Genomic DNA, 25143 nt, shown 5'->3' with positions numbered 1-25143 from the left:
GGCGGAGCCTGGTGCTCCGCCCCTGGCCCTTTCCCTTCGGGTACGGGGAGCGGTGGGGCCTAGGTCCCGCCGTTGCCGTCCGGGTCGTTGCCCGGATGCCCCTCCTGGATCTCCCCGGGATCCGCGTCGGGATCCTTGTTCTCGCTTTCCCGCTGCCGGTTCCGGTCCGGCGTCATGTCCATGCCGGTGCGGCCGGTCTCCCGCAGCAGCATGCGCCAGTACGGTTCATCCTCGTATCCCAGGCGCCAGATGGCCACGCCGTACAGGTTGTGGCGGCGGGCCAGGCGCACCTTGCGGGCCACGGAGACCTCGTCCTCGTACCAGACGGTGTGGCGGACTCCCCGCTCGTCCACGTAGGTGAAGTGGGGGATCCCGTCTTCGTTGCGCTGCACCTGGATGTCCCTTTGCCGGGTCAGGGTCCGCACCTCTCGCAGGGGAACGGGCGTGGCCCGGTCGCGGTTCTCCGCCCAGTCGTAGCCGTAGGCGGGAATCCCCAGCCAGATCTTGTCGGCCGGGACGCCGTCCTCCCGGGCGGCGGCCACCACCTCTCCCACCCAGTCCAGAGGCGAGACGGGCCCGGGGCCGGTCAGCTCGCCGTGCCGGTCGTACGCCATCAGGACGATGCGGGCATACTGGGCCAGGCCCTTGTAGCTGTAGGCGTCCTTGCTGTGCTGGGCGCTGTCCTCCTGATGGCGGTGGGGGATGACGGACACGGTGATCGCCTTGTCTTCCGGCAGGGCCTGGCGAAGTTCCCTCAGGAAGGTCGTCAGCTCCTGGCGGCTCTGGGGCTCCAGCAATTGGAAGTCGATCTGGACGCCGCCGTAACCATGCTGGCGAACCAGGTGGACGATGTTGGTCACGGCCCGGCGCCGGGCGCCGGCGTCGTGCAGGAAGGCATCGGTCCCCTCATGGTTGTTGAAGAGGGGCATCAGCTTGATGTTTTCCCGCGCAGCGAAGTCCCGCAGGTCCCGGTCGCTGCGGTCGACGATGGAGCCGTCGGCCCGCACGCTGTACCAGAAGGGCGACAGGTATTCGATCTGGTTGCGGTGCCGGCGCAGGGTGGCCAGGATGTCCTCGCCCCGGGCCTCCTCGGTCTCGTCGTAAAAGCCAAGGATGAAGAGCTGGCCCGGCACCTTGGCCCGCGGCGCCGGCTTGGCGGGCAGCTGCAGGTTGTCGTTGCTCCGGTCGGCCCGCGGCTTGGCCACCGGGTTGCGATCGCCACCGGCCGCCATCCAGATGCCGGCGCCCACCAGCACGGCCACCAGCACCCAGACCCAGGCGCGATTCCGCATGGCCCTCACCTCGCTTTCCGGCCGTAGTATGGCCATGAGGCTCGGGCCGTTGAGCCGGGCGCCGCGCGGCATTGTGTCGTAAGAATGGAAGGGAACGCCGCCGGGTGTCACGGGCATGCCGCCGGGCGATCCCTCCCCGACCGGCATCACGCCCGCCGGCAGCCACCGTACGAGGCCTTCCCCGGCGCCGCGAACCGGCCCGGCCGGCTAGCCGCCGGCCGGCATCCCCGGCGGCAGGCCGGCATCGCCGTGGCGGCGGCGGAACTCCTCCCAGGTGATCAGCACGTCGCGGGGCCTGGCCCCCTGGTGGGGGCCGATGTAGCCGCGTTCCTCCATCATGTCGATGAGGCGCCCGGCCCGGGTATAACCGACGCGCAGGCGGCGCTGGATCAGGGAGACCGAGGCCTGGCCCGCTTCCAGAACCACCCGTACCGCCTGGACGAACAGGTCGTCGTCTTCCTCCGTTGCCGGGTTGTCGCCCGCCTGCACCTCCGCGCGCAGGACCTCCTGGTCGTAGGCCGGCTGGGCCTGGCGCCGCAGGAAGGCCAGAACGGCCTCCAGGTCCTTTTCGGAGATGTAGGCGCCCTGCACCCGGACGGGCTTGGTCGCCCCCACGGGCATGAAGAGCATGTCCCCGCGCCCCACCAGCTTCTCCGCCCCGGCCAGGTCCAGGATGACCCGGGAGTCGGTCTGGGACGAGACGGCAAAGGCGATGCGCGACGGGATGTTGGCCTTGATGACGCCGGTGATGACGTCCACCGACGGCCGCTGGGTCGCCACCACCAGGTGGATCCCCGCAGCCCGCGCCATCTGCGCCAGCCGCTGGATGGCGTCCTCCACCTCCACGGGGGCCACCATCATCAGGTCCGCCAGCTCGTCGATCACCACCACCATCAGGGGCAGCGGCTCTTCCCCTTCCTGGGCGGCGCGCAGGTTGTAGCGGGTCACGTCCCTGACGCCCGTGCGGGCAAAGAGCTCGTACCGGCGCTCCATCTCCCGCACGGCCCACTGGAGGGCTCCCGCCGCCTTGCGCGCGTCGGTGATGACCGGCGCGATCAGGTGGGGGATGCCGTTGTACCCGCTCAGCTCGACCACCTTGGGGTCGATCAGGAGCAGCTTGACCTCGTCCGGCCGCGCCTTGAAGAGCAGGCTGGCGATCAGGGCGTTGATGCACACGCTCTTGCCCGAGCCCGTGGCGCCGGCGATGAGGACGTGCACCAGCCTGTCCAGCGAGGTCACCACGGGTTGCCCCGCGATGTCCTGGCCCAGGGCTACGGTGAGCTTCGACCGCGACCGGGCGAACTCGGGGGTCTCCAGCACGTCGCGCAGCTGGACCGCCACGATCTCCCGGTTGGGGACCTCGATCCCCACCGCCGCCTTGCCCGGAATGGGCGCCTCGATCCGCACGTCGGGCGCCGCCAGGCTCAGGGCGATGTCGCTGGCCAGGGCCTGGATCTTGCTGACCTTGACGCCGCGGGCCGGTTCCACCTCAAAGCGGGTGACCGCCGGCCCCACGGCCACGTCGACGATCCGTGCCTGCACGCCGAAACTGGCCAGGGTCTCCTGCAGGGTGGCCGCCTTCTCCAGGATTTCCCGCTGCCTGCGGGCGGTGGCCCCCTGCCGGCCCCGGCTCAACAGCTCCAGGGGCGGCAGGCGGAAGGACTGGGGCACTACCGGATCCGGTGCGGTCGAGGGACCGCCCGCCGGCTCCGGTGCAGCGGAGGAACCGGTCTCCCCGCCCGCCGGTGCCTTGCCCGCACCCGGCTGGTGCGGGCCGCCTCCCCCGCCGGAGCCGCCGCCGGGGCCGGTTTCGCCCGCCTCGTCCCGGCCGCCGGCGTTCGCAAGCCGCCCTTCGCCGGGTCCTGAACGGGGCAACGGGTCGGAAGCCCCGCCGTCGTGCCCGGCTCCCGCCCCGCCGGCACCCTCCGGCACGGCGCCGGCGCCGGAGACTTCCTCCAGCACGCCGGCTCCGTCCTGGAAAGCACGCTCGAGAAGCCGTTCCAGTCCCGGCAGCAGCACGGCGGGCTCCTCGGCAACGGCGCCCTGCGGCCCGGTGGCCGGAGGCAAGGAGGCTACCGCCCCATCGCCTTGTGATGGCTTGGCGCGCCCCCCGGCCCACCAGCGCCGCGGGTGCCACCAGGGCGCCCGCCCGCCCCGGATGCCGTCGCCGGGCGGGGCGGCAGCAGGGCCGGCGGCGGCCGTTCCGGAGCGCGACCGGCCCGCCCCCGGGGCGGAAGCCGCCGCCCCGGCCAGGTCTTCCACCGGGCGGGCTTCGGCGGTGCCTGTCTCGGGGTCCCGGGCGGCCGCCGCCATCCGGCCGGCGGCCGCCCCGGGTGCCACGGCCGCCGCCTGCCCGGGTTCATCCCCGTCGGGGCTGAAGAAGGCGGCCGCCGCCCATTCCCGCACCTGCAGGGCCACCGCCGCCAGGCCCCGGCCGGCCAGGGCGGCCCAGGTGGCCAGGGGCACGCCGCTGATCAGCCGGAAGGCCAGCACCGCCAGGGCCGCCCACGCCACCAGGGCGCCGGTGGCGCCGAAGGCCCGGGCCAGGAGCCAGCCGGCGGCGGTACCCACCAGGCCGCCGCCGGAGCGGTAGCAGCGGGTGGACCAGAGGTCCCCGCAGGGCTCGGCCACGGCCACCGCCACCAGCACCACGGCCAGCAGCAGTCCCGCTTGCCGGGAGCGGGCCCGCAGCGCCGGCGCGGCCAGCAGGGCCACCAGGGCCCGCCAGGCCATCAGGGGCGGCAGGACCCAGGCCGCCCGGCCCAGGAACCAGCGCAGGCCTGCCGCCAGCTGGCTCCCCACCACGCCGCCTGCCGCCGGGCCGCCCGCCAGGGCCAGGGCCGTGGCGGCCGCCGCCACCAGGAGCACGATGCCCCCGACTTCTGCCCGCAGGGGACCGGCCTCGCCGGATGCCGCCTTGCGCCGCGCCCTGCGCCGTGCCATCCGCCTCCCCCCTCCTGGACAGGCATTTCGGCCGCAGCCGGGTTTTTCCTACGCCCGATCGGGGCACTCGGCCCCCCCTGTCCGGGCGTCAGCCCCGCCAGCTGGTTCAGCCCCGCCAGCCGCTGTAGAACAAGAGAAGAATGGCGACGGCCCACAAGTAGTATGCAAACCATGGCAACCGGCCGGCGATGAGCCAGCGCAGGAGCCAGCGGATGGCCATGTAGCCGGTGACGCCGGCCGCCACCGCCCCGGCCAGCAGCGGCGCCCAGCCGGCACCGCCGCCGGTGGCCACCAGGTCGGGCAGCTGGAGGATCGCCGCGCCCAGGATGGCCGGCACCGAGAGCAGAAAGGAGAGGCGGGCCGCCTCCTCCCGCTCGAGCCCCCGCACCAGGCCGCCCACCAGCGTGCTGCCGGAGCGCGAGACCCCGGGAAACAGCGCCAGCGCCTGAAACAGCCCGACCACCACCGCATCGGCCAGGGTCGCCCGGGCGAGGGGCCGGCCGCCCGGCGGCCTCCTGCCGGCCCACCAGAGCAGGGCGCCGGTGAAGATCCAGAAGGCGGCCACCACCACGGGGGACTCGAAAGCCGCTTCAATTAAGCCCTCGAAGGCCAGGCCGGCGACGGCCGCCGGGATCGTCCCGGCGATGACCAGCCAGCCCAGCCGGGTGCCGGGATCCAGCCCCTGCCACCACTGCGCGCTGCCTGGCCGGCGGCCCCCGGCCAATCCCCCGCCGGTGCGCAGGAATCCGGCCAGGGCAGCCCACAGGTCCGCCCCGTACACCACCAGGACCGCCGCCAGGGTACCCAGGTGGACCACCACTTCGAAGGCCAGCCCCGGCAGCTGCAGCCCCAGGAGATCTTCGGCCACCGCCAGGTGGCCACTGCTGGAAACCGGCAAGAACTCGGTCAAACCCTGCACCACGCCCAGCAGAACGGCGTTCCAGAGGGAAAGCTCCACGTCCACTCCTCCCCGCGGTGGCGCTTCCCCCATTTTAAAAGCCAGGGGCCCCGCCGTCAGCGGGGCCCCCACCACAAGACGCGGCGTCCGGGCTGGTACGCGGGATCGAGGAAGTCCTTGGGGTCGCAGGACAGGAGCCGGACGATCCGGCCCCCGTAGGGCGAGTCGGGTTCGACCAGCACCGTGCGGCCGTTGATCTGGAGCTCCACCGGCTCCGGCCGGGGAGCATCCCAGCCCTCCAGCACCTGGTGGAGGGGAACGACGGTGTAGAGCAGCAACGACCATCCTCCTTTCGGGCGAACCGCCGCCGGAATGAACAGCCGCCGGGGGATTCAGGCTAACCGGTGAGGGCGTTGTTGCCGGGGCCCGGGCCCGCGTCCGACCCGAGCGGTGGCGCGGGCCCGTATTCTTGCCGCGCCGGCGGCCGCCCTCCTTGCGCAGCAGCGGCCCGCCCGGGCTGGACGGCCGCTGCACCTTGACCGGCGGATGATGCTACCGGCCGTACCGGCGCCCGCCCGCTGGGCCCACCGGGGCCCAGGGCGTGCCCTGGGCCCGCCCGCTCGCCCCGCCGGGCGGGTTCCACCCCGGGTTCACCGCCGGCTGGGTTCCCGTGCCCCACGCCGCCGGGGCTCCCCCACCCCAGGCGGGCGCCGGGGCCGGTACCGGGGGAGCAGGCCAGGCGCCCGGCCCCACAGGGCCCGGACCGCCCGGCGCGAGCCCGTTGGCCGGGCCGCCGGCCCCCGCCTCCGGGGCTCCACCCGCCGCTGCCGGCTCGCCAGCCCGGCCGGCGCTCCTCTGCGCGATCAGCTGGTTGAGCCGCTGAACGGCCTGGGCCAGCCCCCCCACCTCGTCGATGAGGCCCTCCCGGACGGCGTCCTCGCCCACCAGCACCGTCCCGATGTCCCGGGCCAGCTCGCCGGTACGGAACATCAGCTCGCGGAAGCGGTCGCGGCTGATGCGGGAGTTCTCCACCACGAAGCGGATGATGCGCTCCTGCATCTTGTCCAGGTACTCGTAGCTCTGGGGGACGCCGATGACCAGGCCCGTCAGGCGGATGGGGTGGATGGTCATGGTGGCCGTGGGGGCGATGAAGCTCACGTCGGCCGCCACGGCGATGGGGACGCCGATGGAGTGGCCGCCGCCCAGGACGATGGACACCTTGGGCTTGGAGAGCGAGCGGATGAGCTCCGCCAGGGCCAGGCCGGCCTCCACGTCACCACCCACGGTGTTGAGGATCACCAGCAGCCCCTTGATGGCGGGATTCTGCTCCACCGCCACCAGCTGGGGAATGATGTGCTCGTATTTGGTGGTCTTGTTCTGGGCGGGCAGCTGGAGATGGCCCTCCACCTGCCCGACGATGGTCAGCACGTGGATGTCCGGCGGCGACTGGGGCACCCGGTCCGTGCCCATTTCCTTGATGTTGGCCGCCGCCTCGTCCATGGGCGGCTGGTCGGGGCCGGTTCCTCCGTCGCCTCCCGGGCCCCGGCCGGGGGTGGGGGCGGGTCCCGGCACGGGGGTGTACGGCACCGTGGTGGGCGGCCCCGGCTGGGTCGCCCGGAAGCGCTGGTCCGGTCCAGGCAAGGGTATCCCTCCTCGGCGTGTAGTATGGCCGCCGGGATGCCCCACCAGCCCACGGAAAGGCGGCAGGCGGCGGGTGGATCCCGCCGCCTGCCCCTGCGCCGCCGAGCCCTCGCCCGGTGTCGCCGGACCGTCAGATCTCCAGCACGATGGGCAGGATCACCGGCCGCCGGCCCGTGCGCTCATAAAGGAACTTCCCCAGGGCGTCGCGCACCGCGGCCTTGATGGTGGACCATTCGGTGATGTCCTGCTCGTCGATGCCGTTGATGGCCTTGACGGCCCGCTCCCGCGCCTCCGACAAGAGGTCTTCCGATTCGCGCATGTAGACGAAGCCGCGGGTGATGAGGTCCGGACCCGACACCACCTTGCGCTGTTCCCGGCTGAGCACCATGGCCACGATCAGGACACCGTCCTGTGCCAGCTGGCGCCGGTCGCGCAGCACCACGTTGCCCACGTCGCCCACGCCCAGGCCGTCGACCATGACGGCGCCCGCCGCCACCTTGCCCCGCACCCGGGCGGTGCTGGCCGTGACCTCAAAGACGCTGCCGTTCTCGCCGATCAGGATGTGGTTGTCCGGGATCCCCACCGAGCGCGCCAGCTCCGCGTTGTGCAGCAGGTGCCGGTACTCGCCGTGGACGGGGATGAAGAACCGCGGTCGGGTCAGGTTGAGCATCAGCCGCAGTTCTTCCCGGGACCCGTGACCGGACACGTGCACCCCGGCGTGGGGCCCGTACACCACCTGGCAGCCGCGCCGGAACAGGTTGTCGACGGTGCGCTGCACCAGTTTCTCGTTGCCGGGGATGGGGTTGGCCGCGATGACCACCGTATCGCCCGGGATCAGCTCGAGCTTGCGCAACTCGCCGGTGGCGGCGCGCACCAGGGCCGACAGGGGCTCGCCCTGGCTGCCCGTCATCAGCACCACCACCCGCTCGGGCGCCAGCTCGCCGATCTTCTCGGCCGGGGTCAGGACGCCGCCGGTGTCCCGCAGGTACCCCAGCTTCATCGCCACCTCCACGGCGTTCTCCATGCTGCGCCCGATCACCGCCAGGCGCCGCTTGAACTGGGCCGCCAGGTCGAAGACCTGCTGCAAGCGGTGCAGGTGGCTGGCGAAGCTGGCGATGAGGATGCGCCCCCGCGCCTGCCGGAAGACGTTCGCAAGGGCTTCGCCCACCTGGCGCTCCGAACCGGTGACCCCGGGGCGCTCGGCGTTGGTGCTGTCCATCATGAGCACGTGAACGCCTTCGGCCCCGTAGGCCGCCAGCCGCTGGTAATCGGCTACCCGCCCGTCGATGGGGGTCTGGTCGAACTTGAAGTCCCCCGTATGGATGAAAAGGCCCACCGGGGTGCGAATGGCAAAGCCCACGGAGTCGGGGATGCTATGGTTCACCAGGAAGGGCTCGACGGTAAAGGCGCCGGCCTTCACCCTCTCGCCCGGCCGGATGGCCCGCGACCGGGGGGGCAGGGCCCGCTTGTCCTCCTCCAGCTTGCGCTCCACCAGGCCCAGGGTGAGGCGCGTGGCGTAGATGGGCGCCTGGATCTCCTTGAGCAGGTAGGGGATCCCGCCGATGTGGTCCTCGTGCCCGTGGGTGAGGAAGATACCGCGAAGCTTCTGCCGGCGTTCGATGAGATACGTGTAGTCCGGGATCACGACGTCGACGCCGGGCATGTCGTCGCCGGGGAAGGCCAGACCCGCGTCGATGACGATCAGGTCCTGCTCGGTTTCGAGCACCATCATGTTCTTGCCGATCTCGCCCAGCCCGCCCAGCGGCACCATCGTGACCGCGGATCCCTTACCTTGTGCCGCGATGCTCGTCCACCTCCTGCGCCAGGCCCCGCCCCGCCCTGCGCGGCGGCCCGCAGAACGGGCAGCGGGGGTACTTCGCGATCCAGCGATACACAAAGAAATGCCCCGCGCCACGGCGCGGTGGCATCCCGAACCCGAATCCGCTGCCGCTATTATACCCGGCCCCGGCAAGGGGCGCCAGGGTGCCGGGGCGGGCGCCGGGCTCGTCCCGGCGGTCGGCGGCGCGGAGCCCGCCCGGGTCCGGACCGGGCCGCCGCCCGGGCGGTGCCGCGGCGGCGGCGCCGGTTCGACCGTTCAGGCAGGCAAGAGCTCCAGCTCCACCAGCAGCCGGCGCAGGCGACCCGCCATCTCTACCGGCATCTCCACCAGCGGCGGGCGGAACCCCCCGGCATCGAAGTCCACCCAGCGAAGGGCCGTCTTCACCGGGATCGGGTTGGCCGTCCAGAACAGGCCCTTGAACAGGGGCAGCAGCCGCAGGTGGATGGCGGCGGCCTCGTCGACCCGGCCGGCCCGGAAAGCATCGACCAGCTGCCTTAGCTCCCGCGCCACCAGGTGGGAAGCCACGCTGACCACCCCATCCCCGCCCACCGCCAGGATGGGCAGCAGCAGGCTGTCGTCGCCTGAATACACCCGGAAGGGGCGCGGCAGCAGGCGGCGCACCTCACCCACCTGGTCCAGGTTGCCGCTGGCCTCCTTCACCGCCACCACGTTGGGTGCCTGTTCCACCAGCCGGGCCAGGGTCGCCGGCTCCAGGTTGGAAGCGGTGCGCCCTGGCACGTTGTAGATCATCACCGGCAGGGACGTTGCCTCGGCCACCGCCCGGAAGTGGGCCAGCATGCCCGCCTGGGGCGGCTTGTTGTAATACGGCGCCACCAGCATGACCCCGTGGGCGCCCTGATGCTCCGCCGCCCGCGACAAGCGGATGCTGGTGGCGGTGTCGTTGGTCCCGGTCCCCATCCAGACGAAGACCCGGTCGCCCACAGCATCCAGCACCGCCGCCAGCAAGGCCGCCCGCTCGTCTTCGGTCAACGTCGGCGATTCCCCGGTGGTGCCCGCCACCACGATGCCGTCCGAGCCGGCGTCCACCAGGCGGCGGGCCAGGGCGCCCGCCCGGGCGACGTCGAGCCGCCCCTCGCTGTCGAAGGGCGTGACCATGGCGGTGATCACCGAGCCGTAATCGGCCACCCGCGGTCCCTCCCTTCCCTGAGTGACGAACTGGAAAGACCTACGCCCCGCCTTGACCCGCCGCGGTACCGGGGGCCCGGTCTCGCCCGCCCCGGGTCGCCGCCGGCGCCTGCTCCCGCGGCGCCCGTTCGGGCCCGTCCAGCAGCGGCTCGACCGATCCCAGGCCGAAGTGCTCGTGAAGGGCACGCACGGCCCGGCCCAGGTCATCGCCGTCCACCAGGCAGGAGATGGTCATGTGGGAGTCGACGGTCAGCAGGATGGACACCCCGGCCGCCTTGAGGGCTTCCACCACCCGGGCCATGACCCCGGGGACCCCGTGCATCCCGGCTCCCACCACCGTCACCTTGGCGCACCCCGGGCGCAGCTCCGGCTCCAGCCCTAGTTCTTCCAAGGCGGCGCGGGCCTCCCCGGCCCGTTCGTCCCGCACCACGAAGGACTTGCGCCGGGGCGAGACGTTGATCATGTCGACGCTGATCCCCCGGTCCGCCAGGCTGCGGAAGAGCCGCACGTTGAGCGCCTGGTCGTCCTCGGCGGTGGTGTGGAGGGTGATCTGGGTCAGCCCGGGGATGTGGGTGATGCCCGTCACCGCCCGGACCTGGCGCAGGTCGGGCCAGACCTGGTCGACCTCCCAGTGCCGGGTGATCAGCGTGCCCGGATCGTCGCTGAAGGTGCTGCGGATGCGCAGGGGCACGTTGCCCCGCATGGCCAACTCCACCGCCCGGGGATGCACCACCCGTGCCCCTTCATGGGCCATCTGCACGATCTCGTCGTAGGTCGCCGTGCTCAGGGTGCGGGCCTCGGGGACCAGGCGCGGATCGGCCGTCTTGATGCCGTCCACGTCGGTGTAGATCTCCACCACCTCGGCCCGCAGGGCCACGCCCAGGGCCGCGGCGGTGGTGTCGCTGCCGCCCCGGCCCAGGGTGGTGAACTCGCGACCGTCCTCGGTCATGCCCTGAAACCCGGCTACCACCGGGACCAGGCCGCGCTCCAGCAGGCGGCGCAGGGGGGCCGGGTCAACCCGCAGGATGCGGGCATCGCCGAACTGGCCGTCGGTGACGATGCCCGCCTGGCCGCCCGTCAGGGCCACGGACTGGATGCCCCGGGCCCGCAGTTCCTGGACGAAGACCACGGCCGAAATGATCTCGCCGCAAACCATCAGCAGGTCCTGTTCCCGCTCGGCCAGCCGCGGGTGCACGCCGCGGGCCAGCTCCAGCAGGGTGTCGGTGGCGTAGGGATCGCCCCGCCGGCCCATGGCGGACACCACCACCACTGGCTTGAGGCCGTCCTGGACGGCGGCGACCACATGGCGCGCGGCCGCTGCCCGTTCCTGCGGGCCGCGTAGGGACGTGCCGCCGAATTTCTGGACGATGGTGCGCACGGTGCTCCCGTTCCTTTGACCGTGAAATCGTGAACCGTGGAATGGTGCCGGTCGCCGCGCCGTGGAGCCGGTGCCGGCTCCTGCGGCCGCCGGCACCCCTACTGCCCCGAGGGGGCCCGGGCGGCGACCAGGGCCTCGGCGATCTGCACGGCGTTGGTGGCGGCGCCCTTGCGCAGGTTGTCGGCCACGATCCAGAGCCAGAAGGCGCGGGGCACGGCGGGATCGCGGCGCAGCCGGCCTACGTACACCTCGTCGCGGCCTGCCACCTGCAGCGGCGTGGGATAGGCGGCGGCACCGGGATCGTCCAGCACCACCACACCGGGCGCTGCCTGGAGAGCCGACCGCAGGTCGTCCACGGTGGCCTCCTCCCGGGTCTTCAGCCACACGGCCTCGCTGTGCCCCACCCGCACCGGCACCCGCACGGCGGTGGCCGTCACCGCCAGGTCGGGCTGCTCCAGGATCTTGCGGGTCTCGCGGACCAGCTTCCATTCCTCCAGCGTGGAGCCTTCCGCCTCGAAGCGGTCGCAATGGGGCAGGACGTTGAAGGCGATGGGCTGGGGGTAGACCTGGGGCCCGTGGGCACGGCCCTCCACGTCGGCCCGGACCTCCGCCTCCAGCTCTTCCAGGGCGGCGGCGCCCGTGCCCGAGACGGCCTGGTACGTCGACACCACCACCTGTTCCAGGCCAAAGCGGTCCAGGATGGGCTTGAGCGCCACCACCAGCTGGATGGTGGAGCAGTTGGGGCTGGCGATCAGGTTGCGGTGGCGGGCCAGGGCGTGGCCGTTGACCTCAGGCACCACCAGCGGAACCTCCGGATCCATGCGGAAGGTGTTGGACTTGTCGATCACCACGGTGCCTGCCCGGGCGGCCACGGGAGCCAGCTCCTTGCTGACGTCGCCGCTGGCCGCAAAGAAGGCGAAATCGGCACCGGCCAGCGCGCCGGCCGTGGCTTCGCCCACCTCCCAGGTGGTGCCGCCGAACTCCACCGTGCGCCCGGCCGAGCGGGAGGTGGCCAGGGGCCGCAGTTCCTCCACCGGGAAGCGGCGTTCTTCCAGCACCCGCAGCACCTGCCGGCCGACCAGTCCCGTAGCCCCCACCACAGCAACCCGAAAGCCCATACCCTGCTCCACCCTCCTCCGTCATGGTCACCCACGCCCGGCCATCGCGCCGGACCCCCGCGCTTTCGCCCCGCGGCGCCTGCCGCCGGCGCCTACCGGGGCGTTACCAGCAAGGGCTGGAGCTGTCGCCCCTCCAGCGCCGCGGCCACCGTCTGGGGCAACAGGTCGAAGCGTGCCGCCAGAGAGTTCGGTTTTTCGCCGGGATTATCCTGGCCAAAGGGAACGAAGTAGACGTTCTTGGCGTTGAGCAGCGTGGCCAGGTTGCGGGCGTTGAGCCCCAGGCCGTCGTTGGTCGAGATGGCCAGGACCACAGGCCGCTGGTTGCGCAACTGGGCCTTGGCCGCCATCAGCACCGCCGAATCGCTGAAGCCGTTGGCCAGCTTGGCCAGGGTGGTGCCGGTGCAGGGCGCGATGACCAGCACGTCCAGGAGGAGCCCCGGCCCGATGGGTTCCACCTCGGGAATGGTCCGCCAGGGCGAGCGGCCCGTGACGGCTTCCAGCCTGGCCAGCCACTGCTCCGGCGTCCCGTGGCGGGTGGCCACCGTGGCCACCGAATGGGACACGATGGGGTACACATCGGCCCCCTCGGCCACGAACCGCTCCACCCACCCCAGGACCGTGTCCAGATTGTGATGGGACGCGCACAGCGCGAAACCCACGCGCCGTCCCTCGAGCACTGCCCGACCCCTCCCCGCCGCGGGCGTGATCCGCTTGGGACCCGTGTCCGGGCCCCTCATGGGCACCCTATGGCGTCCCGGGCAAGGAGGTCACCCCGGCCGGGTGGAATTGGGCTCGTTCGCGTCAGGTTAGCTGACCTGAGGCCACCGCCATGACCCGCTCCGCCAGGATGCGGCCGGCCGTGACGGGGAAGAACCGGGCCGGCAGGCCTAGCTCCAGGTAGGCACGGATCTGCCGCTGGCGGGCGGCCTCCCAGTCCACGCCGCCGGGATGGGAGGCGATGTCGATCACCAGGGCGCCCGGCGGGAGGGCCCCCAGGGCGGCAGCGTCCAGCACCGGGGCGGGGACGGTGTTGAAGACCAGCTCGGCGTCCCGGAGGGCAGCCGCCAGTCCGTCGAAAGCCACCGCCGCCGCCCCGGCCGCCGCCGCCTGGGCCCGCGCCTCTTCCCGCCGGGCCACCACCGTCACCCGGCAGCCGAAGCCGTGCAGCAGCCGGGCCAGGGCCCGCCCGCAGCGCCCATACCCCACGACCACCGCGGTCCGGCCGCCCACCACCTGCCGGTCCAGCTGCTGGGCCCGCAGGACGGCCCCCTCGGCCGTCGGCCAGGCGTTGGCTTCGGCAAAGGCGGCGTCGGTCAGGATATCGTACACGCGGCCGCCCACGGCGCCCACCGCCGCCTCGACGGCGGGACCGGGCCGCCCGCCCACGTAGAGGACACCGGGAGCCAGCGGCCACCGCGCCGGCTCGAGCCAGGCGGCGCCCACCGTGTTCATCAGGCCCACCGTAGGACCGCCCGTCACGGGCCCGACCACCACCGCCGCACCGGCCAGCGCCTCCGCGCCGGCCCCGCCGGGCAGGCCCTCCACGGGCTGTCCCCAGCAGCGCACCGCCCATCCCCGGGCGGCCAGCTCCCGGGCACAGGCCACCTGCCGCTCGTCGGTGGTGATCACCGCGGCCACGGGTGCCGCCTCCGCTGCCTTCACCCCCATCACCCCCGCCGCCGGACCGCACCACGGCCCGGCTCGCCGCCCCGGCGCGCCGGCAGGGCCACCAGTTCCTCCAGATCATAGACCACCCGGCCCGCCAGCTCGCGCACGTGCCGGACGGCCAGCAGGACGCCGGGCACGAAGGAGTCGCGGCTCAGGCTGTCGTGGGCGATGGTCAGCACCTCGCCGCGGCCCCCCAGGATCACCCGGTGATGGGCCACCAGACCGGGCAGGCGCACGCTGTGGACGGGTGCAGGCCGGCCCGTCACCGCCTTCAGGCGCTGCCGCAGGCGCAGGGCCGTCCCCGAAGGCCGGTCCCGCTTGCGGTCGTGATGCAGTTCGATGATCTCCAGGTCCGGCAGCAGCTCCGCCGCCAGGGCGGCCAGCTGGGCCAGCAGCATGGCTCCAAGGGAGAAGTTGGCGATGACGGCGGCCCCCAGTTCCCGCTGGCGGCAGGCTTCCTCCAGGGCGGACAGCACCTCGGCGGACAGGCCGGTGGTGCCCACCACCGGGGCCACGCCGTGTTCCACCGCCAGGCGCAGGTGCCGCTCCGCCACCGGCGCCACGGTAAAGTCGACCAGGACATCGGCCTCCGTGCGGGCCAGCACGGCGGCCAGGTCGGTGTCCAGGGGGACGCCTGCCGGGCCGGCGCCCACCTCGACGCCCACGTCCGGGGCGCCGTGGGAGGCCACGGCCCCTACCAGCTGGACGTCGGGTTCGGCCAGGAGCCCGCGGGTGATGGCGCTGCCCGTCTGCCCGGTGGCGCCACACACGATCACGCGCACCAATACCCATCCCTCCGCAGCCGCTGCGCCACGGGATCCGTCCGCCCAGGGCAAGGCGCGGGATCACCACAGGGCACTCCAGCGGCTCCGTCCCAATCTCCTCCATTATACGCAACGCGGCGTCCCGGGGCGGGAAACCCCGGAACGCCGCGGCGCTCCTCGAGGGACCGGCAGGGCCGGGCGACGTCCACGGCCGGGCTCCGTGCGCCAGGCTGCGGCTCAGCGGGCAGCAGGATGGGTCTTGACGTCGGCGGCGCCGTGCTGGCGGAGCACCTGGGCCACGTCGTTGACCTGGGCGTCCTCGCAGCGCACGGCGCACAGGGTCTTGCCCTGCTTCACCTTGTTCTCGAACTCCCGGGCTTCGGCCTCGGGAATGCCCCAGTCCACCAGGCCGCCCGCCAGGCCGCCGGCCGCCGCGCCCGAGAGGGTGGCCGCCAGAGGTCCGGCCGCCACCAGGGGACCGATGCCGGGGATGGCCAGCGCGCCGGCCGAAGCCAGAAGGCCGGCACCCGCGCCCAGGCCGGCGCCCCAGGCCGTGCCCTCGCTCAGCGACTGGTTGGTGAAGGACGGATCGCCGTTACCGGCGTCCCGGCCGCCCTCCCGCCGGGAGACCAGGGAGATCTCCTGTTCCTTCACGCCCCGCGCCTTGAGGGCCTCCACGGCCGCTTCCGCCTGCTGCCGGTTGTCAAAGGAACCAATGACCGTCTTGGCCAACCGTGCTACCCCCTTCCGGTGCCCGGTGCAGGGCACCCGGTGGTAGCCTGCACCCCGATTCCCGGGCTAATGCGCACCACCCTGGTCACGCGCGCCGGCCTCGGGGTCTCCTGCGGCGGGCAATTCGACCAGCACCAGATCTTCGCCGATGCGGCGGATGGCCGGCCAGGGGATCACCAGGACCCGCCGCCCGCCGCGCCAGAAGGGGCGGGGCGGTCCGGCCAGGCGCAGCTCCACCACCTGGCCCGTGGCCGGGTCGAACACCAGGTCGGCGTCGGCCACGCGCCCCAGGCGCCGGGCGTGGGTGATGTCGATGATCTCCTTGCCCGCCAGGTGCGTCCAGCGCACGGTGCCCCGCCCCCCGGAGCCCACGGTGCCCCGCCTCCCGGCCGGTATAGCCGCCCCATCGCCCATGCTCGCCTCGGCGGCCGTCAGGACCCTGGCCTTCCCCGCGGAACCGGGCCGCGCCAGGGCCACCCGCAACCCGTCCGGCAGCCCGTCCGGGGCACGCCCCGGATCCCCTGCGCGGTGCTGCAGGCCGGGCCCCGCTCCCGGCCGCCCCACCGTGTGCAGCCCGTGCCGGACGGTGCCGGCCGCCGGCTGTCGTCACCGCCCTCACCGTCCCGTACTGCCGAAGCCCCCCTCCCCGCGGGGGGTCGGGGGAAGGCTCTCCACCTCGACAAAATACGCGCGCACCACCGGCGCCACCACCAGCTGGGCGATGCGGTCGCCCGGCGCGATGGTCACGGGCTCCCTGCCCAGGTTGACCAGCAGCACCTGGATCTCGCCCCGGTAGTCGGCGTCGATGGTACCGGGGGCGTTGAGCACGGTGATGCCATGGCGCGCGGCCCATCCGCTGCGCGGCCGGACCTGGGCCTCGTAGCCGGGCGGGAGGGCGATGGCCAGGCCCGTGGGCACCCGGCAGGTGCCCCCGGGCGGGATGCGGACCGGTTCATCCAGCGCCGCCACCAGGTCGCAGCCGGCGGCCAGCTCGGTGGCGTAGCGGGGCAACTGCGCCCGGGGATGGACGCGGCGCACCGCCACGGGCACTCCCCCCGCGGCGCCGGCCGGGTGGTGGCCGCCGCCCGTCATGCCAGCCACTCCCGCAGGGGCAGGGATTCCGCCGGCCCCACGCCTGCCACGACCCAGCGGTCCGCATCCAGAAGCCGTTCCGCCGCGGCGGCCACCTGCTCGGCGGTGACCGCTTCCACCCGGCGGACCACTTCCTCCACCGTCACCACCCGGTCCAGCATCAGCAGGGTGCGGCCCAGCCGGTTCATCCGGTTGCCCGTGCTTTCCAGCCCCATCAGCAGGTTGGCCTTGATCTGGTCCCGGGTTCGGGCCAGCTCCGCGGCGGTGACCCCCTCCCGGCGCACCTTGCGGCATTCCCGGCCCACCAGCTCCAGCACCCGCGCCGCCGTCTCGGGGCTGGTGGCGGCGTAGATGCCGAAGACGCCCGCATCGGAATAACCGCCGTGATAGGTGTACACCGAGTAGGCCAGGCCGTGGTCCTCCCGGATCACCTGGAAGAGGCGCGAGCTGGAGGCACCGCCCAGGATGCTGGACAGCACCATTTCGGGGTAGATCTCGTCGCTCCCGTAGGCGGCCGCCGGCGCCACCACGCACAGGTGAACCTGCTCGACGGGCTTCTGCCGCCAGGCGTCAGCCGCCTGGGGCACGGGAGGTGCCTGGCGGGCCCGCTCCCCGGCCCGGACCCAGCCGCCGAACCAGCGCTGGACCTCCTCCACCACCTGCTGGTGGCTTATGTGGCCGGCTGCGGCGATGACGGTGCGGCCGGGCTCGTAGTGCCGGCGCCAGAAATCCACCAAGGCGTCGCGGTCCACGGCCCCCACCGTGCTTTCGAACCCGATCACGGGGCGGCCCAGGGGATGACCCGGCCACAGGGTCCGCACCGCCAGGTCGTGGACCACGTCCTCCGGGTCATCTTCGTACATCTTGATCTCTTCCAGGATGACCCGCTTCTCCTTCTCCAGTTCGTCGCCGTCCAGCCGGGAGTGCAGGAGCATGTCCGCCAGGATCTCCATGCCCAGGCCGAAGTGCTCATCCAGCACCTTGATGTAAAAGGACGTATCCTCTTTCGACGTATATGCGTTCATCTGCCCGCCCACCCGGTCCACCGCTTCGGCCAGTTCCCGGGCGCTGCGGGATTCGGTTCCTTTGAAGGCCATGTGCTCCAGCAGGTGGGCGATCCCGGCCTGCTCCTCCGGCTCGAACCGGGACCCGGTGCGGAACCAGATGCCCAACGTCACCGAGCGCACGCCCGGCACCGTCTCGCTGACCACCCGCAGGCCGCTGGGCAGTGTGGTGATGCGGTAGGGCGTGCCGGCCCAGGCGCCGGCCGCCGGCACACCGTGCCCTCCGTTCATCCCCAACCTCCTTCCCCTCCCCCGGCCGGGGGTTGTGCGGTCAAAGAAAAAGCTTCCCGCCACGGGGAAGCTTCACCTGGTTGGGCCCGCGCACCACCGGAGCCGGCCTCCCGGGCCGGGCCGGCGGTCACCGGCGCCGGCGCCCGCGGGGGCCGCCCATGCCGCCCCCCGGCCCGCCTCCGGGCCGCCCGTTGCGGCCGGCAGGACCTCGCCGCTCGCCCGGCCCGGCCACGGCCACCGGCTCGTCGAAGTCGTGGGCCCGCGGGCCGCTGAGCTGTTCCATGTGCTTCTTCTCGGGCTGTTCCTCGATGGCGTCCTTGCGCGAGAGGTTGACCCGTCCCAGGTCGTCGATCTCCACCACCTTGACCAGCACCGTATCGCCGGGACGGACCATGTCCTCCACCTTGGGCACCCGCTGCGGCGCCAGGCGCGAGACGTGGACCAGCCCCTCCTTGCCCGGCAGGATCTCGACGAAGGCGCCGAAGGTCATGAGCCGCGTCACCTTGCCCAGGTAGACGCTGCCCACCTCCACGTCGGCGACGATCTGCTCGATCCACTCCTTCGCCTTCTGCCCACCCTGCTGGGTCTGGGCCGCGATATAGACCTTGCCGTCGTCCTCGATGTCGATCTTGACCCCGCACTCGTCGGCGATGCGGTTCACCATGCGGCCGCCGGGGCCGATGACCTCGCGGATCTTTTCCACCGGGATCTGCATGATGATGATCCGCGGCGCGTAGGGCGACAGTTCCGGTCGCGGCTTGTCGATGACGGCCAGCATCTTCTCCAGGATGAACAGCCGCCCTGCCCGCGCCTGCTCCAGGGCCGTCTCCAGCACCGCCCGGTCCACGCCGGCGATCTTGATGTCCATCTGGATCGCCGTGACGCCCTCCCGGGTGCCGGCCACCTTGAAGTCCATGTCGCCCAGATGGTCTTCGATGCCCTGGATGTCCGTCAGGACGGCGAAGCGGTCGCCCTCCTTGATCAGGCCCATGGCCACGCCGGCCACCGGCGCCTTGATGGGCACGCCTGCGTCCATCAGGGCCAGGGTGCTGCCGCAGGTGCTGGCCATGGAGGTGGACCCGTTGGAGCTCAGCACTTCGGACACCAGGCGGATGGTGTAGGGAAAGTCCAGCTCGTCGGGAAGAACCGGCACTAGGGCGCGCTCGGCCAGAGCGCCGTGGCCGATCTCCCGCCGGCTGGGCGCCCGCAGGGGCGCCACCTCCCCCGTGCTGTAGGGCGGGAAGTTGTAGTGGTGCATGTAGCGCTTGAACTCCTCGATCTGGCCCAGGGTGTCCAGCATCTGCCGGTCGCCCGGGGCGCCCAGGGAGGCCACCGTCAGCACCTGGGTCTGGCCCCGCTGGAACAGGCCCGAGCCGTGGGCCCGGGGCAGAAGCCCCACCTCCACGTGGATGGGCCGGATCTCGTCGGGGCGGCGGCCGTCGGGCCGGATCCCCTCGTCCAGGATCTGGCGCCGCACGATCTCCTTGAGGACGTCATCCAGCACGTGCTTGATGTCCAGCTCGGCCTCGGGAAACTCGGCCAGCAGCTCCTCCAGGGCGGTCTTCTTGACCTCGTCCACGGCCTGTTCCCGGGCCTGCTTGTCCGGATGGTTGATGGCCGCCCGCAACCGCTCGGTGTACCGGGTGCGCACCGCCACCGCCACGTTGGGGTCGGGCTCGTAGAGCACGGGCTCGGCCTTGGGCTTGCCGCACTGGGCGATGATGGCCTCCTGGAACTCCACCAGGCGCCGGATCTCCTCGTGGCCGCGGAAGATGGCATCCAGGATGGTCGCCTCGGGCACCTCGTAGGCGCCGGCTTCCACCATGTTGATGGCGTCCCTGGTGCCCGCCACCGTCAGGTCAAGGCGGCTGTGTTCCCGCTGGGCGGCGGTGGGGTTGATCACCAGCTCGCCGTCCAGCAAGCCCACCTCCACGGCCCCCACCGGCCCGTTCCACGGGATGTCGGAGATCCCCAGGGCCACCGAGGCGCCGATGATGCCGGCGATCTCCGGGGAGCAGTCATCGTCGTAGGAGAGGGTGGTGACGATGATCTGCACGTCGTTGCGGTACCCCTTGGGGAACAGCGGCCGCAAGGGCCGGTCCGTCAGCCGCCCTGAAAGGATGGCGCGCTCGCTGGGCTTGCCTTCGCGGCGGAAGAAGGAACCGGGGATGCGCCCCGCCGCGTACAGCCGCTCCTCCCAGTCCACCCGCAGGGGAAAGAAGTCGATGCCCTGGCGCGGCTCCCTGGACGCCGTGGCCGTGGCCAGGATGACGGTGTCGCCGTAGCGGACCAGCGCACTGCCGTTGGCCTGCTGGGCCAGCTGGCCGATCTCCACCACCAGCGGCCGGCCCGCCAGTTCGGTACGGAAGACCTTCTTCCCGTCGCCTGTCTGGATCTCTACTGTCAAGTCGTCAGGCCCTCCCCTCCAGGAAAGGACAAGAGCGGGCGGGTGCCCGCTCTTGCCGGCAAACCTACCGCCTCAGGCCGAGGCGTGTGATGACGGCCTGGTAGCGCTCTGCATCGCGGCTCTTCAGGTACTGCAGCAGGCGGCGGCGCTTGCCCACCATCTTGAGCAGCCCCCGGCGGGAATGGTGGTCCTTCTTGTGGCGGCGCAGGTGCTCGGTCAGCTCGTTGATGCGCTCGGTCAGGATCGCCACCTGGACCTCGGGGGAACCGGTGTCCTGCTCGTGCTGGGCGAACTCCTTGATCAGCTGCTGCTTCCGCTCCTGGCTCAGGGCCATCGGGGTTCCTCCTTTTCCCTGGGTCCGGGCATCCCCGCCCGGCCAGGCCGCCGCCGGAGGAACGGCCGGCCTCGCCGGAGGATCGCCGCCCGGGACCCGCGCCGGCTCCCGGCACCCGGCTTGCGGGCGCGCGCCCGGCTGCATGCAAGGTCGAAAAGATTGTAACAACGGCGCCGGGTGTTGGCAAACGGCCCCGTCCCGCCCGGCCCGCCGCCGCTAGCGGGGCAGCTCCTCCGGCCCCGGCACGGGCGTGGCACCCTGCCGCGGCGCCACCCCCAGCAAGGGATCCCCCTCGGGCGGGGTGCCCAGCGCCTCCCGGGCCGCCGCCACGTCGCGGGCAATCTGCCGGGCCAGCTCCTCAGGACCCGGAAACCGGCGCTCTTCCCGCAGCCGGCGGGCGAAGCCCACCCGCAGGACCTGACCGTACAGGTCCCCTGCCCCGTCCAGCAGGTGGACCTCCAGGCGCACGGCGCCGCCGCCGAAGGTGGGGCGCCGGCCCAGGTTGGCCACCCCGGGCTCCAGGCCCCGGGCCGTGCGCACCCACACGGCGTAGACGCCTGCCGCGGGCAGGGCCAGCCCCGGCACCAGCTCCAGGTTGGCCGTGGGAAAGCCCAGGCCGGCACCGCGGCCCTCGCCCCGCACCACCCGCCCGGCCACGGAATACAGCCGTCCCAGAGCGGTGGCGGCAAGCTCGACCTGTCCCATCTCCAGCAGGCTGCGCACCCAGCTGCTGGATACCAGCTGGGCGCCGACCCGTACCGGCGGCACCGTGTGGGTCCAGAATCCCCACTGGCTTCCCCAGCGCTCCAGGTCGGCCGGCGTACCCTGGCCGCCCCGGCCGAACCGGAAATTGTATCCGACGAACACGGCCCGGGCCTGGAGCCTCCCGGCCAGCACCTCCCGGGCGAAGTCCTCGGCCGTCGTTTGAGACAGGGCGTGGTCGAACCGGGCCACCAGCGTCCGGTCGATGCCCAGGGACGCAAACAGGGCCAGCCTGTCGTCCAGGGCCCCCAGAAGCGGCGGCAGCCGGTCGGGCGCCAGCACCGCCAGCGGGTGCGGGTCGAAGGTCAGGGCCACCGCCACCGCCTGCTGCGCCCGGGCAGCGGCCACGGCGCCGCGCAGCAGAGCCTGATGGCCGCGGTGGACGCCGTCAAAGGTTCCAATGGCTACGCAGGTGGGTTGCGCCTCCCGCCAGTCGGCGATTCCGTGGATGACCTCCATGCCCACTCTCCTAGCCCGTCACGATGCGTTCCGCCCTCAGGATCCGGCCGCCCGGCCACCGGGGAGCGGCGCCGCCCCGCCGACCTGGCGGCGCAGCCGGCCGGCACCCCCGCCTCCCCTCCCGGCCCCGCTACCGGAGCTCCGGAGGGAAAACCTTTTCCGGCACAGCCGCCCAGCCCGGTCCAGCCCGCTGGAGCCGGGCCACCGCCAGGAGGCGCCCGTCCTCGTCCAGGAGGCGCACCCGGCCTGCTGCCGCCCCGCCGCCCGCCCCCGGTGCCCGCCGGGTCCCGGCCCCGGCCGGAACCGGCGGAACCCGGGGGACCGGAGGGGTCGCGGTCCCCTGGGGGAGCGGCGTCACCGGCGGCGCGGCCTCGGCCCTGCCGCCTTCCGGCCGGGGAACGGGGGTCCCGGCCGGGGCGCCGGTCGCGGCGCCTCCCCCGGTGCCGGCGTCCCCCGCCATGGCCATGCCAGCCTCCGGCGGCCGATCCCACGGCCGGCTGCGCGCCCGGGGGCGCCCGCCCTGGACCACCCGCCGTGCCTCGGCCGGATCCAGCACCCAGGCCGGCAGGAAGGCAAGGGCCTGGGCCGGCGGCACGATGGGACCATGGGCGCCGGCCCCGGCAGGACGTTCTCCTTCCCCGGGGATGGCCCCGGCCGCCTGGTCACGCCCCTCCCCTGCCGCCGCGGCCAGAGCTTCCAGGGTCACGGCCTGCTCCAGGCGGAAGGCGCCCTGGGCCGTACGCACCAGCGCCCCCAGGAGGGCGGGCACGCCCAAGGCCCGGCCCAGATCCCTAGCCAGGGCACGCACATAGGTGCCCTTGCTGCACACCACATCGGCCAGCAGGCGGGGCACCGGACCGGGCCACCACGCCAGCAGCTCGAACCGGTAGACGGTCACCGGCCGCGCCTCCAGTTCGACCGCCTCGCCCTCCCGGTGGCGGTGGTAGGCTCGCCGGCCGTCCTGGCGGACGGCGCTCACCGCCGGCGGCACCTGCAGCTGGGGCCCGCTGAGCGCGGCCAGCGCTCGCCGCACCATGCCTTCGTCGAGCTCAGCGGCCGGCCGGGATGGCGGCGGCCCGGGCGGTTCCACCCGCTGCCCCTCGCTGTCCAGGCTGTCCGTGGTGACCCCCAGCCAGATCTCCGCCCGGTACGCCTTGGGAGCCTCGCTCAAATACTCCGCCAGCCGGGTGGCCGGCCCGAGGCAGATCACCAGCACGCCCGCGGCGGCCGGGTCCAGGGTGCCGGCGTGGCCCACCCGGCGGAGGCCGAAGAGGCGGCGGCACCAGTCCACCACGTCGTGGGAGGTCATGCCCGGCGGCTTGAGCACCGGCACGACCCCACCGGGCGAACCGGCGGCGCGGCGGCTGCGGCCGGCGCCGGTCACAGGCGCCCCTCCCCGCCCGGACCCGCCCGGCCCCGGGCTCCCTCGTCGCGGGTCCCGGCAGCCTGTTCTTCCAGGTAGCGGGCGACCTCCTGCAGCACCTGCACCCGGGCCCGGTCCAGCGGTCCGGCCAGGGTGCACCCCGCCGCCCGGGCGTGGCCGCCCCCGCCGAAGCGGGCCGCCAGCTGGCTGACATCGACCTCCCGGTTGGAACGCCAGCTGACCCGCACCCGGCCGTCGGGCTCCTCCAGGAAGAGGAGGGCGACCTCCACCCCCGCCAGGGAGCGCGGGTAGTTGACGAACCCCTCCGTGTCCCCCCGCTGGGCCCCGGCCCGGTCCAGCATGGCCCGGGAGACGGTCATCCAGGCCAGGCGGCCGCCGGCACCCACCTCCAGGGTACCCAGGGCCTCCCGGAGCAGCCGCAGGACACGCAGGGGCCGCTGCTCGAAGACCGACTGGGACACCCGCTGGGGCTCGACGCCCAGCTCCAGCAGGCGGGCGGCCAGGCGCAGGGTCTCCGGCCGCGTGTTCTCGTACTGGAACGAGCCGGTGTCCGTCAGGATGGCCGTATAGAGCCCGTAAGCCATGGCGGTGTCCAGCGGCACGCCCAGGGTGTCGATCAGCCGGGCGGTGATCTCCCCCACGGCCGCCGCCCCGGGTTCGATGTAGTTGATGTCGCCGTACCGCCGGTTGGACGGGTGATGGTCGACGTTGATCACCCGGCCGATGCGCTCGATGGCCGAGCGGGCCGGCCCTACCCGGTCCAGGTCGGCGCAGTCCAGCAGGACCGCCGCATCGTACTGGGACCAGTCCTCCTCCACCTCGTTCCAGAGACGGAACCGCTCGCTTCCCGGAAGGAAACGGTAGGCGTCGCCGGGCAGGTCCGCCCCCACCCACACCGTGCGCTTGCCCAGGCGCTCCAGGGCCAGCCCCAGGGCCAGGGTCGAGCCGATGCTGTCCCCGTCGGGTGAGAGGTGGAGGAACAGGGCAAAGCGCCGTCCCGCCCGCAGCGCCTCCACGACCTGCCCCAGCGGGGCGCCGGCGGGCCCGCTGGCCGCGCCGGGTTCCTCCGGCCCCGCCGGGCCGTCCATCACGCCGGCCATCAATGCGCCTCCTCCTCGCCGGACGCCTCCCCCCGGTCCGGACCGGGAGCGGGGACGTCATCGGACGGGCGAATCTCCCGCAGGATCTGGGCGATCCGGACACTGTACGCGGCCGAGTCGTCCAGGCGGAAGTCCAGCTCCGGCACGTGGCGCAAGCGCACGGCCCGGCCCAGCTCGGAACGGATGAAGCCGCGGGCGTGTTCAAGCCCTTCCATGGTCCTCTGGCGCTCCGCCTCGTCGCCAATGACGCTGATACGGACCCGGGCGTGGCGCAGGTCGGGGGACAGGTCGACGCCCGTCACCGCGGCCATCCCCACCCGCGGATCCTTGACCCGGCGCAGGATCTCCGCCAGGGCCTCCTGGATGGCATCGGCCACCCGCTGGTGGCGCTTCGCCGACACGCCCATCACCTGCCCGCTGCCCCGCGCCTCCGCCCGCAGGGCCGGTACGGCCGACCGGCCTGCGGCCGGGCAGCTTTCCCGGCTCCCCTGGACTCCGGGCCGGCGGGATGTTCCATCCAGCGGGCCCTTGAAGCCCGGACGAGCCGGCGGGGGCGTCAAAGGATTTCGGTCTCCACGTGCACCAGCTCGATGTCGGACCGGGTCTCCAGCCAGCGGACGCACTCCGCCAGGATGGCTTCGCAGCGGGACGGTTCTCCGCTCACGCAGGCGAAGGCGATGTCCGCCCGCTGCCAGGCGTCCTGGGAGCCCACTTCCGCTACGGCCAGGGCGTACCGCTGCCGCAACCGGTCCACGATGCTGCGCAGCACCCGGCGCTTGTCCTTGAGGGACGTGCTGCCCGGAACCGTCAGAGTCACCTGGCACAGGCCTACGAAGGCCGCCATGCCGCCACCTCCCGGCCCCGAACCCAGGACCCGGGGCCCATGACGG

Annotated in this window: 22 protein-coding genes and 1 pseudogene; all 23 read right to left on the bottom strand. The window is 73.1% G+C overall.

The window, feature by feature from the left end; genetic code table 11:
* Positions 1-59 precede the first annotated feature (59 nt).
* Positions 60-1292 carry a glycosyl hydrolase family 18 protein gene (locus tag DYI95_RS05180; RefSeq protein WP_243149876.1) on the bottom strand — a complete coding sequence of 411 codons (1233 nt, stop codon included), beginning with the start codon at positions 1290-1292 and terminating at the stop codon, positions 60-62.
* Positions 1293-1499: 207 nt separating this feature from the next.
* Positions 1500-4235 carry a DNA translocase FtsK gene (locus DYI95_RS05175; protein ID WP_116901495.1) on the bottom strand — a complete coding sequence of 912 codons (2736 nt, stop codon included), beginning with the start codon at positions 4233-4235 and terminating at the stop codon, positions 1500-1502.
* Between the two features lie 106 nt (positions 4236-4341).
* Positions 4342-5193, bottom strand: a complete 852-nt coding sequence (locus DYI95_RS05170) for an undecaprenyl-diphosphate phosphatase (protein ID WP_116901496.1) — start codon at positions 5191-5193, stop codon at positions 4342-4344.
* A gap of 56 nt (positions 5194-5249) precedes the next feature.
* A complete protein-coding gene (locus DYI95_RS05165) occupies positions 5250-5471 on the bottom strand; it encodes a YlzJ-like family protein (RefSeq protein WP_116901497.1) in 222 nt (73 codons plus the stop codon).
* Positions 5472-5985: 514 nt separating this feature from the next.
* Positions 5986-6633 (bottom strand): annotated as a pseudogene (locus DYI95_RS12415) (ClpP family protease); the annotation flags it as partial.
* A gap of 271 nt (positions 6634-6904) precedes the next feature.
* Positions 6905-8545 carry a ribonuclease J gene (locus tag DYI95_RS05155; protein WP_116901499.1) on the bottom strand — a complete coding sequence of 547 codons (1641 nt, stop codon included), beginning with the start codon at positions 8543-8545 and terminating at the stop codon, positions 6905-6907.
* 324 nt (positions 8546-8869) lie between these two features.
* Positions 8870-9760: a 4-hydroxy-tetrahydrodipicolinate synthase gene (gene dapA / locus DYI95_RS05150; protein ID WP_116901500.1), complete on the bottom strand. Its 891-nt coding sequence runs from the start codon at positions 9758-9760 to the stop codon at positions 8870-8872.
* A 40-nt stretch (positions 9761-9800) separates the two neighbouring features.
* Positions 9801-11138: an aspartate kinase gene (dapG, locus tag DYI95_RS05145; protein WP_116901501.1), complete on the bottom strand. Its 1338-nt coding sequence runs from the start codon at positions 11136-11138 to the stop codon at positions 9801-9803.
* A 98-nt stretch (positions 11139-11236) separates the two neighbouring features.
* Positions 11237-12256: an aspartate-semialdehyde dehydrogenase gene (locus DYI95_RS05140; protein WP_116901502.1), complete on the bottom strand. Its 1020-nt coding sequence runs from the start codon at positions 12254-12256 to the stop codon at positions 11237-11239.
* A gap of 92 nt (positions 12257-12348) precedes the next feature.
* A complete protein-coding gene (locus DYI95_RS05135; RefSeq protein ID WP_116901503.1) occupies positions 12349-12933 on the bottom strand; it encodes a dipicolinate synthase subunit B in 585 nt (194 codons plus the stop codon).
* A gap of 124 nt (positions 12934-13057) precedes the next feature.
* Positions 13058-13918, bottom strand: coding sequence for an NAD(P)-dependent oxidoreductase (locus DYI95_RS05130; protein ID WP_243149875.1), 861 nt, complete (start codon positions 13916-13918; stop codon positions 13058-13060).
* Between the two features lie 5 nt (positions 13919-13923).
* Positions 13924-14706 carry a 4-hydroxy-tetrahydrodipicolinate reductase gene (gene dapB / locus DYI95_RS05125; protein ID WP_243149874.1) on the bottom strand — a complete coding sequence of 261 codons (783 nt, stop codon included), beginning with the start codon at positions 14704-14706 and terminating at the stop codon, positions 13924-13926.
* A gap of 219 nt (positions 14707-14925) precedes the next feature.
* A complete protein-coding gene (locus DYI95_RS05120) occupies positions 14926-15420 on the bottom strand; it encodes a DUF1269 domain-containing protein (protein ID WP_116901506.1) in 495 nt (164 codons plus the stop codon).
* Between the two features lie 66 nt (positions 15421-15486).
* Positions 15487-15768 carry a YlmC/YmxH family sporulation protein gene (locus tag DYI95_RS05115; protein WP_243149873.1) on the bottom strand — a complete coding sequence of 94 codons (282 nt, stop codon included), beginning with the start codon at positions 15766-15768 and terminating at the stop codon, positions 15487-15489.
* Positions 15769-16035: 267 nt separating this feature from the next.
* Positions 16036-16512, bottom strand: coding sequence for a dUTP diphosphatase (dut, locus tag DYI95_RS05110; protein ID WP_116901507.1), 477 nt, complete (start codon positions 16510-16512; stop codon positions 16036-16038).
* Positions 16509-17807, bottom strand: coding sequence for a pitrilysin family protein (locus DYI95_RS05105; RefSeq protein WP_116901508.1), 1299 nt, complete (start codon positions 17805-17807; stop codon positions 16509-16511). The genes dut and DYI95_RS05105 overlap by 4 nt, the downstream gene beginning before the upstream one ends.
* A gap of 127 nt (positions 17808-17934) precedes the next feature.
* Positions 17935-20214, bottom strand: a complete 2280-nt coding sequence (locus tag DYI95_RS05100) for a polyribonucleotide nucleotidyltransferase (RefSeq protein WP_116901509.1) — start codon at positions 20212-20214, stop codon at positions 17935-17937.
* A 64-nt stretch (positions 20215-20278) separates the two neighbouring features.
* The gene (gene rpsO, locus DYI95_RS05095) at positions 20279-20548 is read right to left on the bottom strand and encodes a 30S ribosomal protein S15 (RefSeq protein ID WP_006904927.1); all 270 of its coding nucleotides are present in this window, start codon (positions 20546-20548) and stop codon (positions 20279-20281) included.
* A gap of 216 nt (positions 20549-20764) precedes the next feature.
* Positions 20765-21769: a bifunctional riboflavin kinase/FAD synthetase gene (locus DYI95_RS05090; RefSeq protein WP_116901510.1), complete on the bottom strand. Its 1005-nt coding sequence runs from the start codon at positions 21767-21769 to the stop codon at positions 20765-20767.
* A gap of 130 nt (positions 21770-21899) precedes the next feature.
* The gene (truB, locus tag DYI95_RS13035) at positions 21900-23153 is read right to left on the bottom strand and encodes a tRNA pseudouridine(55) synthase TruB (protein WP_116901511.1); all 1254 of its coding nucleotides are present in this window, start codon (positions 23151-23153) and stop codon (positions 21900-21902) included.
* Positions 23150-24253, bottom strand: a complete 1104-nt coding sequence (locus tag DYI95_RS05080; RefSeq protein ID WP_116901512.1) for a bifunctional oligoribonuclease/PAP phosphatase NrnA — start codon at positions 24251-24253, stop codon at positions 23150-23152. Before DYI95_RS05080 ends, truB begins: the two co-directional genes overlap by 4 nt.
* A complete protein-coding gene (rbfA, locus tag DYI95_RS05075; RefSeq protein ID WP_116901513.1) occupies positions 24253-24660 on the bottom strand; it encodes a 30S ribosome-binding factor RbfA in 408 nt (135 codons plus the stop codon). The genes DYI95_RS05080 and rbfA overlap by 1 nt, the downstream gene beginning before the upstream one ends.
* A 149-nt stretch (positions 24661-24809) precedes the next feature.
* The gene (locus DYI95_RS05070; RefSeq protein ID WP_116901514.1) at positions 24810-25097 is read right to left on the bottom strand and encodes a DUF503 domain-containing protein; all 288 of its coding nucleotides are present in this window, start codon (positions 25095-25097) and stop codon (positions 24810-24812) included.
* Between the last annotated feature and the right edge of the window lie 46 nt (positions 25098-25143).

This window comes from Thermaerobacter sp. PB12/4term, assembly GCF_003403315.2.
Classification (GTDB): Bacteria; Bacillota; Sulfobacillia; order Thermaerobacterales; family Thermaerobacteraceae; genus Thermaerobacter.
This window is presented reverse-complemented; position numbering and strand designations above follow the sequence as displayed.

Bases quoted from the DNA above. Each gene is read 5' to 3' on its own strand.
- DYI95_RS05180 (WP_243149876.1), bottom strand. From the start codon at position 1,292: ATGCGGAATCGCGCCTGGGTCTGGGTGCTGGTGGCCGTGCTGGTGGGC.
- DYI95_RS05175 (WP_116901495.1), bottom strand. From the start codon at position 4,235: ATGGCACGGCGCAGGGCGCGGCGCAAGGCGGCATCCGGCGAGGCCGGT.
- DYI95_RS05155 (WP_116901499.1), bottom strand. From the start codon at position 8,545: ATGGTGCCGCTGGGCGGGCTGGGCGAGATCGGCAAGAACATGATGGTG.
- DYI95_RS05140 (WP_116901502.1), bottom strand. From the start codon at position 12,256: ATGGGCTTTCGGGTTGCTGTGGTGGGGGCTACGGGACTGGTCGGCCGG.
- dut (WP_116901507.1), bottom strand. From the start codon at position 16,512: ATGACGGGCGGCGGCCACCACCCGGCCGGCGCCGCGGGGGGAGTGCCC.
- DYI95_RS05105 (WP_116901508.1), bottom strand. From the start codon at position 17,807: ATGAACGGAGGGCACGGTGTGCCGGCGGCCGGCGCCTGGGCCGGCACG.
- rpsO (WP_006904927.1), bottom strand. From the start codon at position 20,548: ATGGCCCTGAGCCAGGAGCGGAAGCAGCAGCTGATCAAGGAGTTCGCC.
- DYI95_RS05090 (WP_116901510.1), bottom strand. From the start codon at position 21,769: ATGGAGGTCATCCACGGAATCGCCGACTGGCGGGAGGCGCAACCCACC.
- DYI95_RS05080 (WP_116901512.1), bottom strand. From the start codon at position 24,253: ATGGCCGGCGTGATGGACGGCCCGGCGGGGCCGGAGGAACCCGGCGCG.
- rbfA (WP_116901513.1), bottom strand. From the start codon at position 24,660: ATGGGCGTGTCGGCGAAGCGCCACCAGCGGGTGGCCGATGCCATCCAG.
- DYI95_RS05070 (WP_116901514.1), bottom strand. From the start codon at position 25,097: ATGGCGGCCTTCGTAGGCCTGTGCCAGGTGACTCTGACGGTTCCGGGC.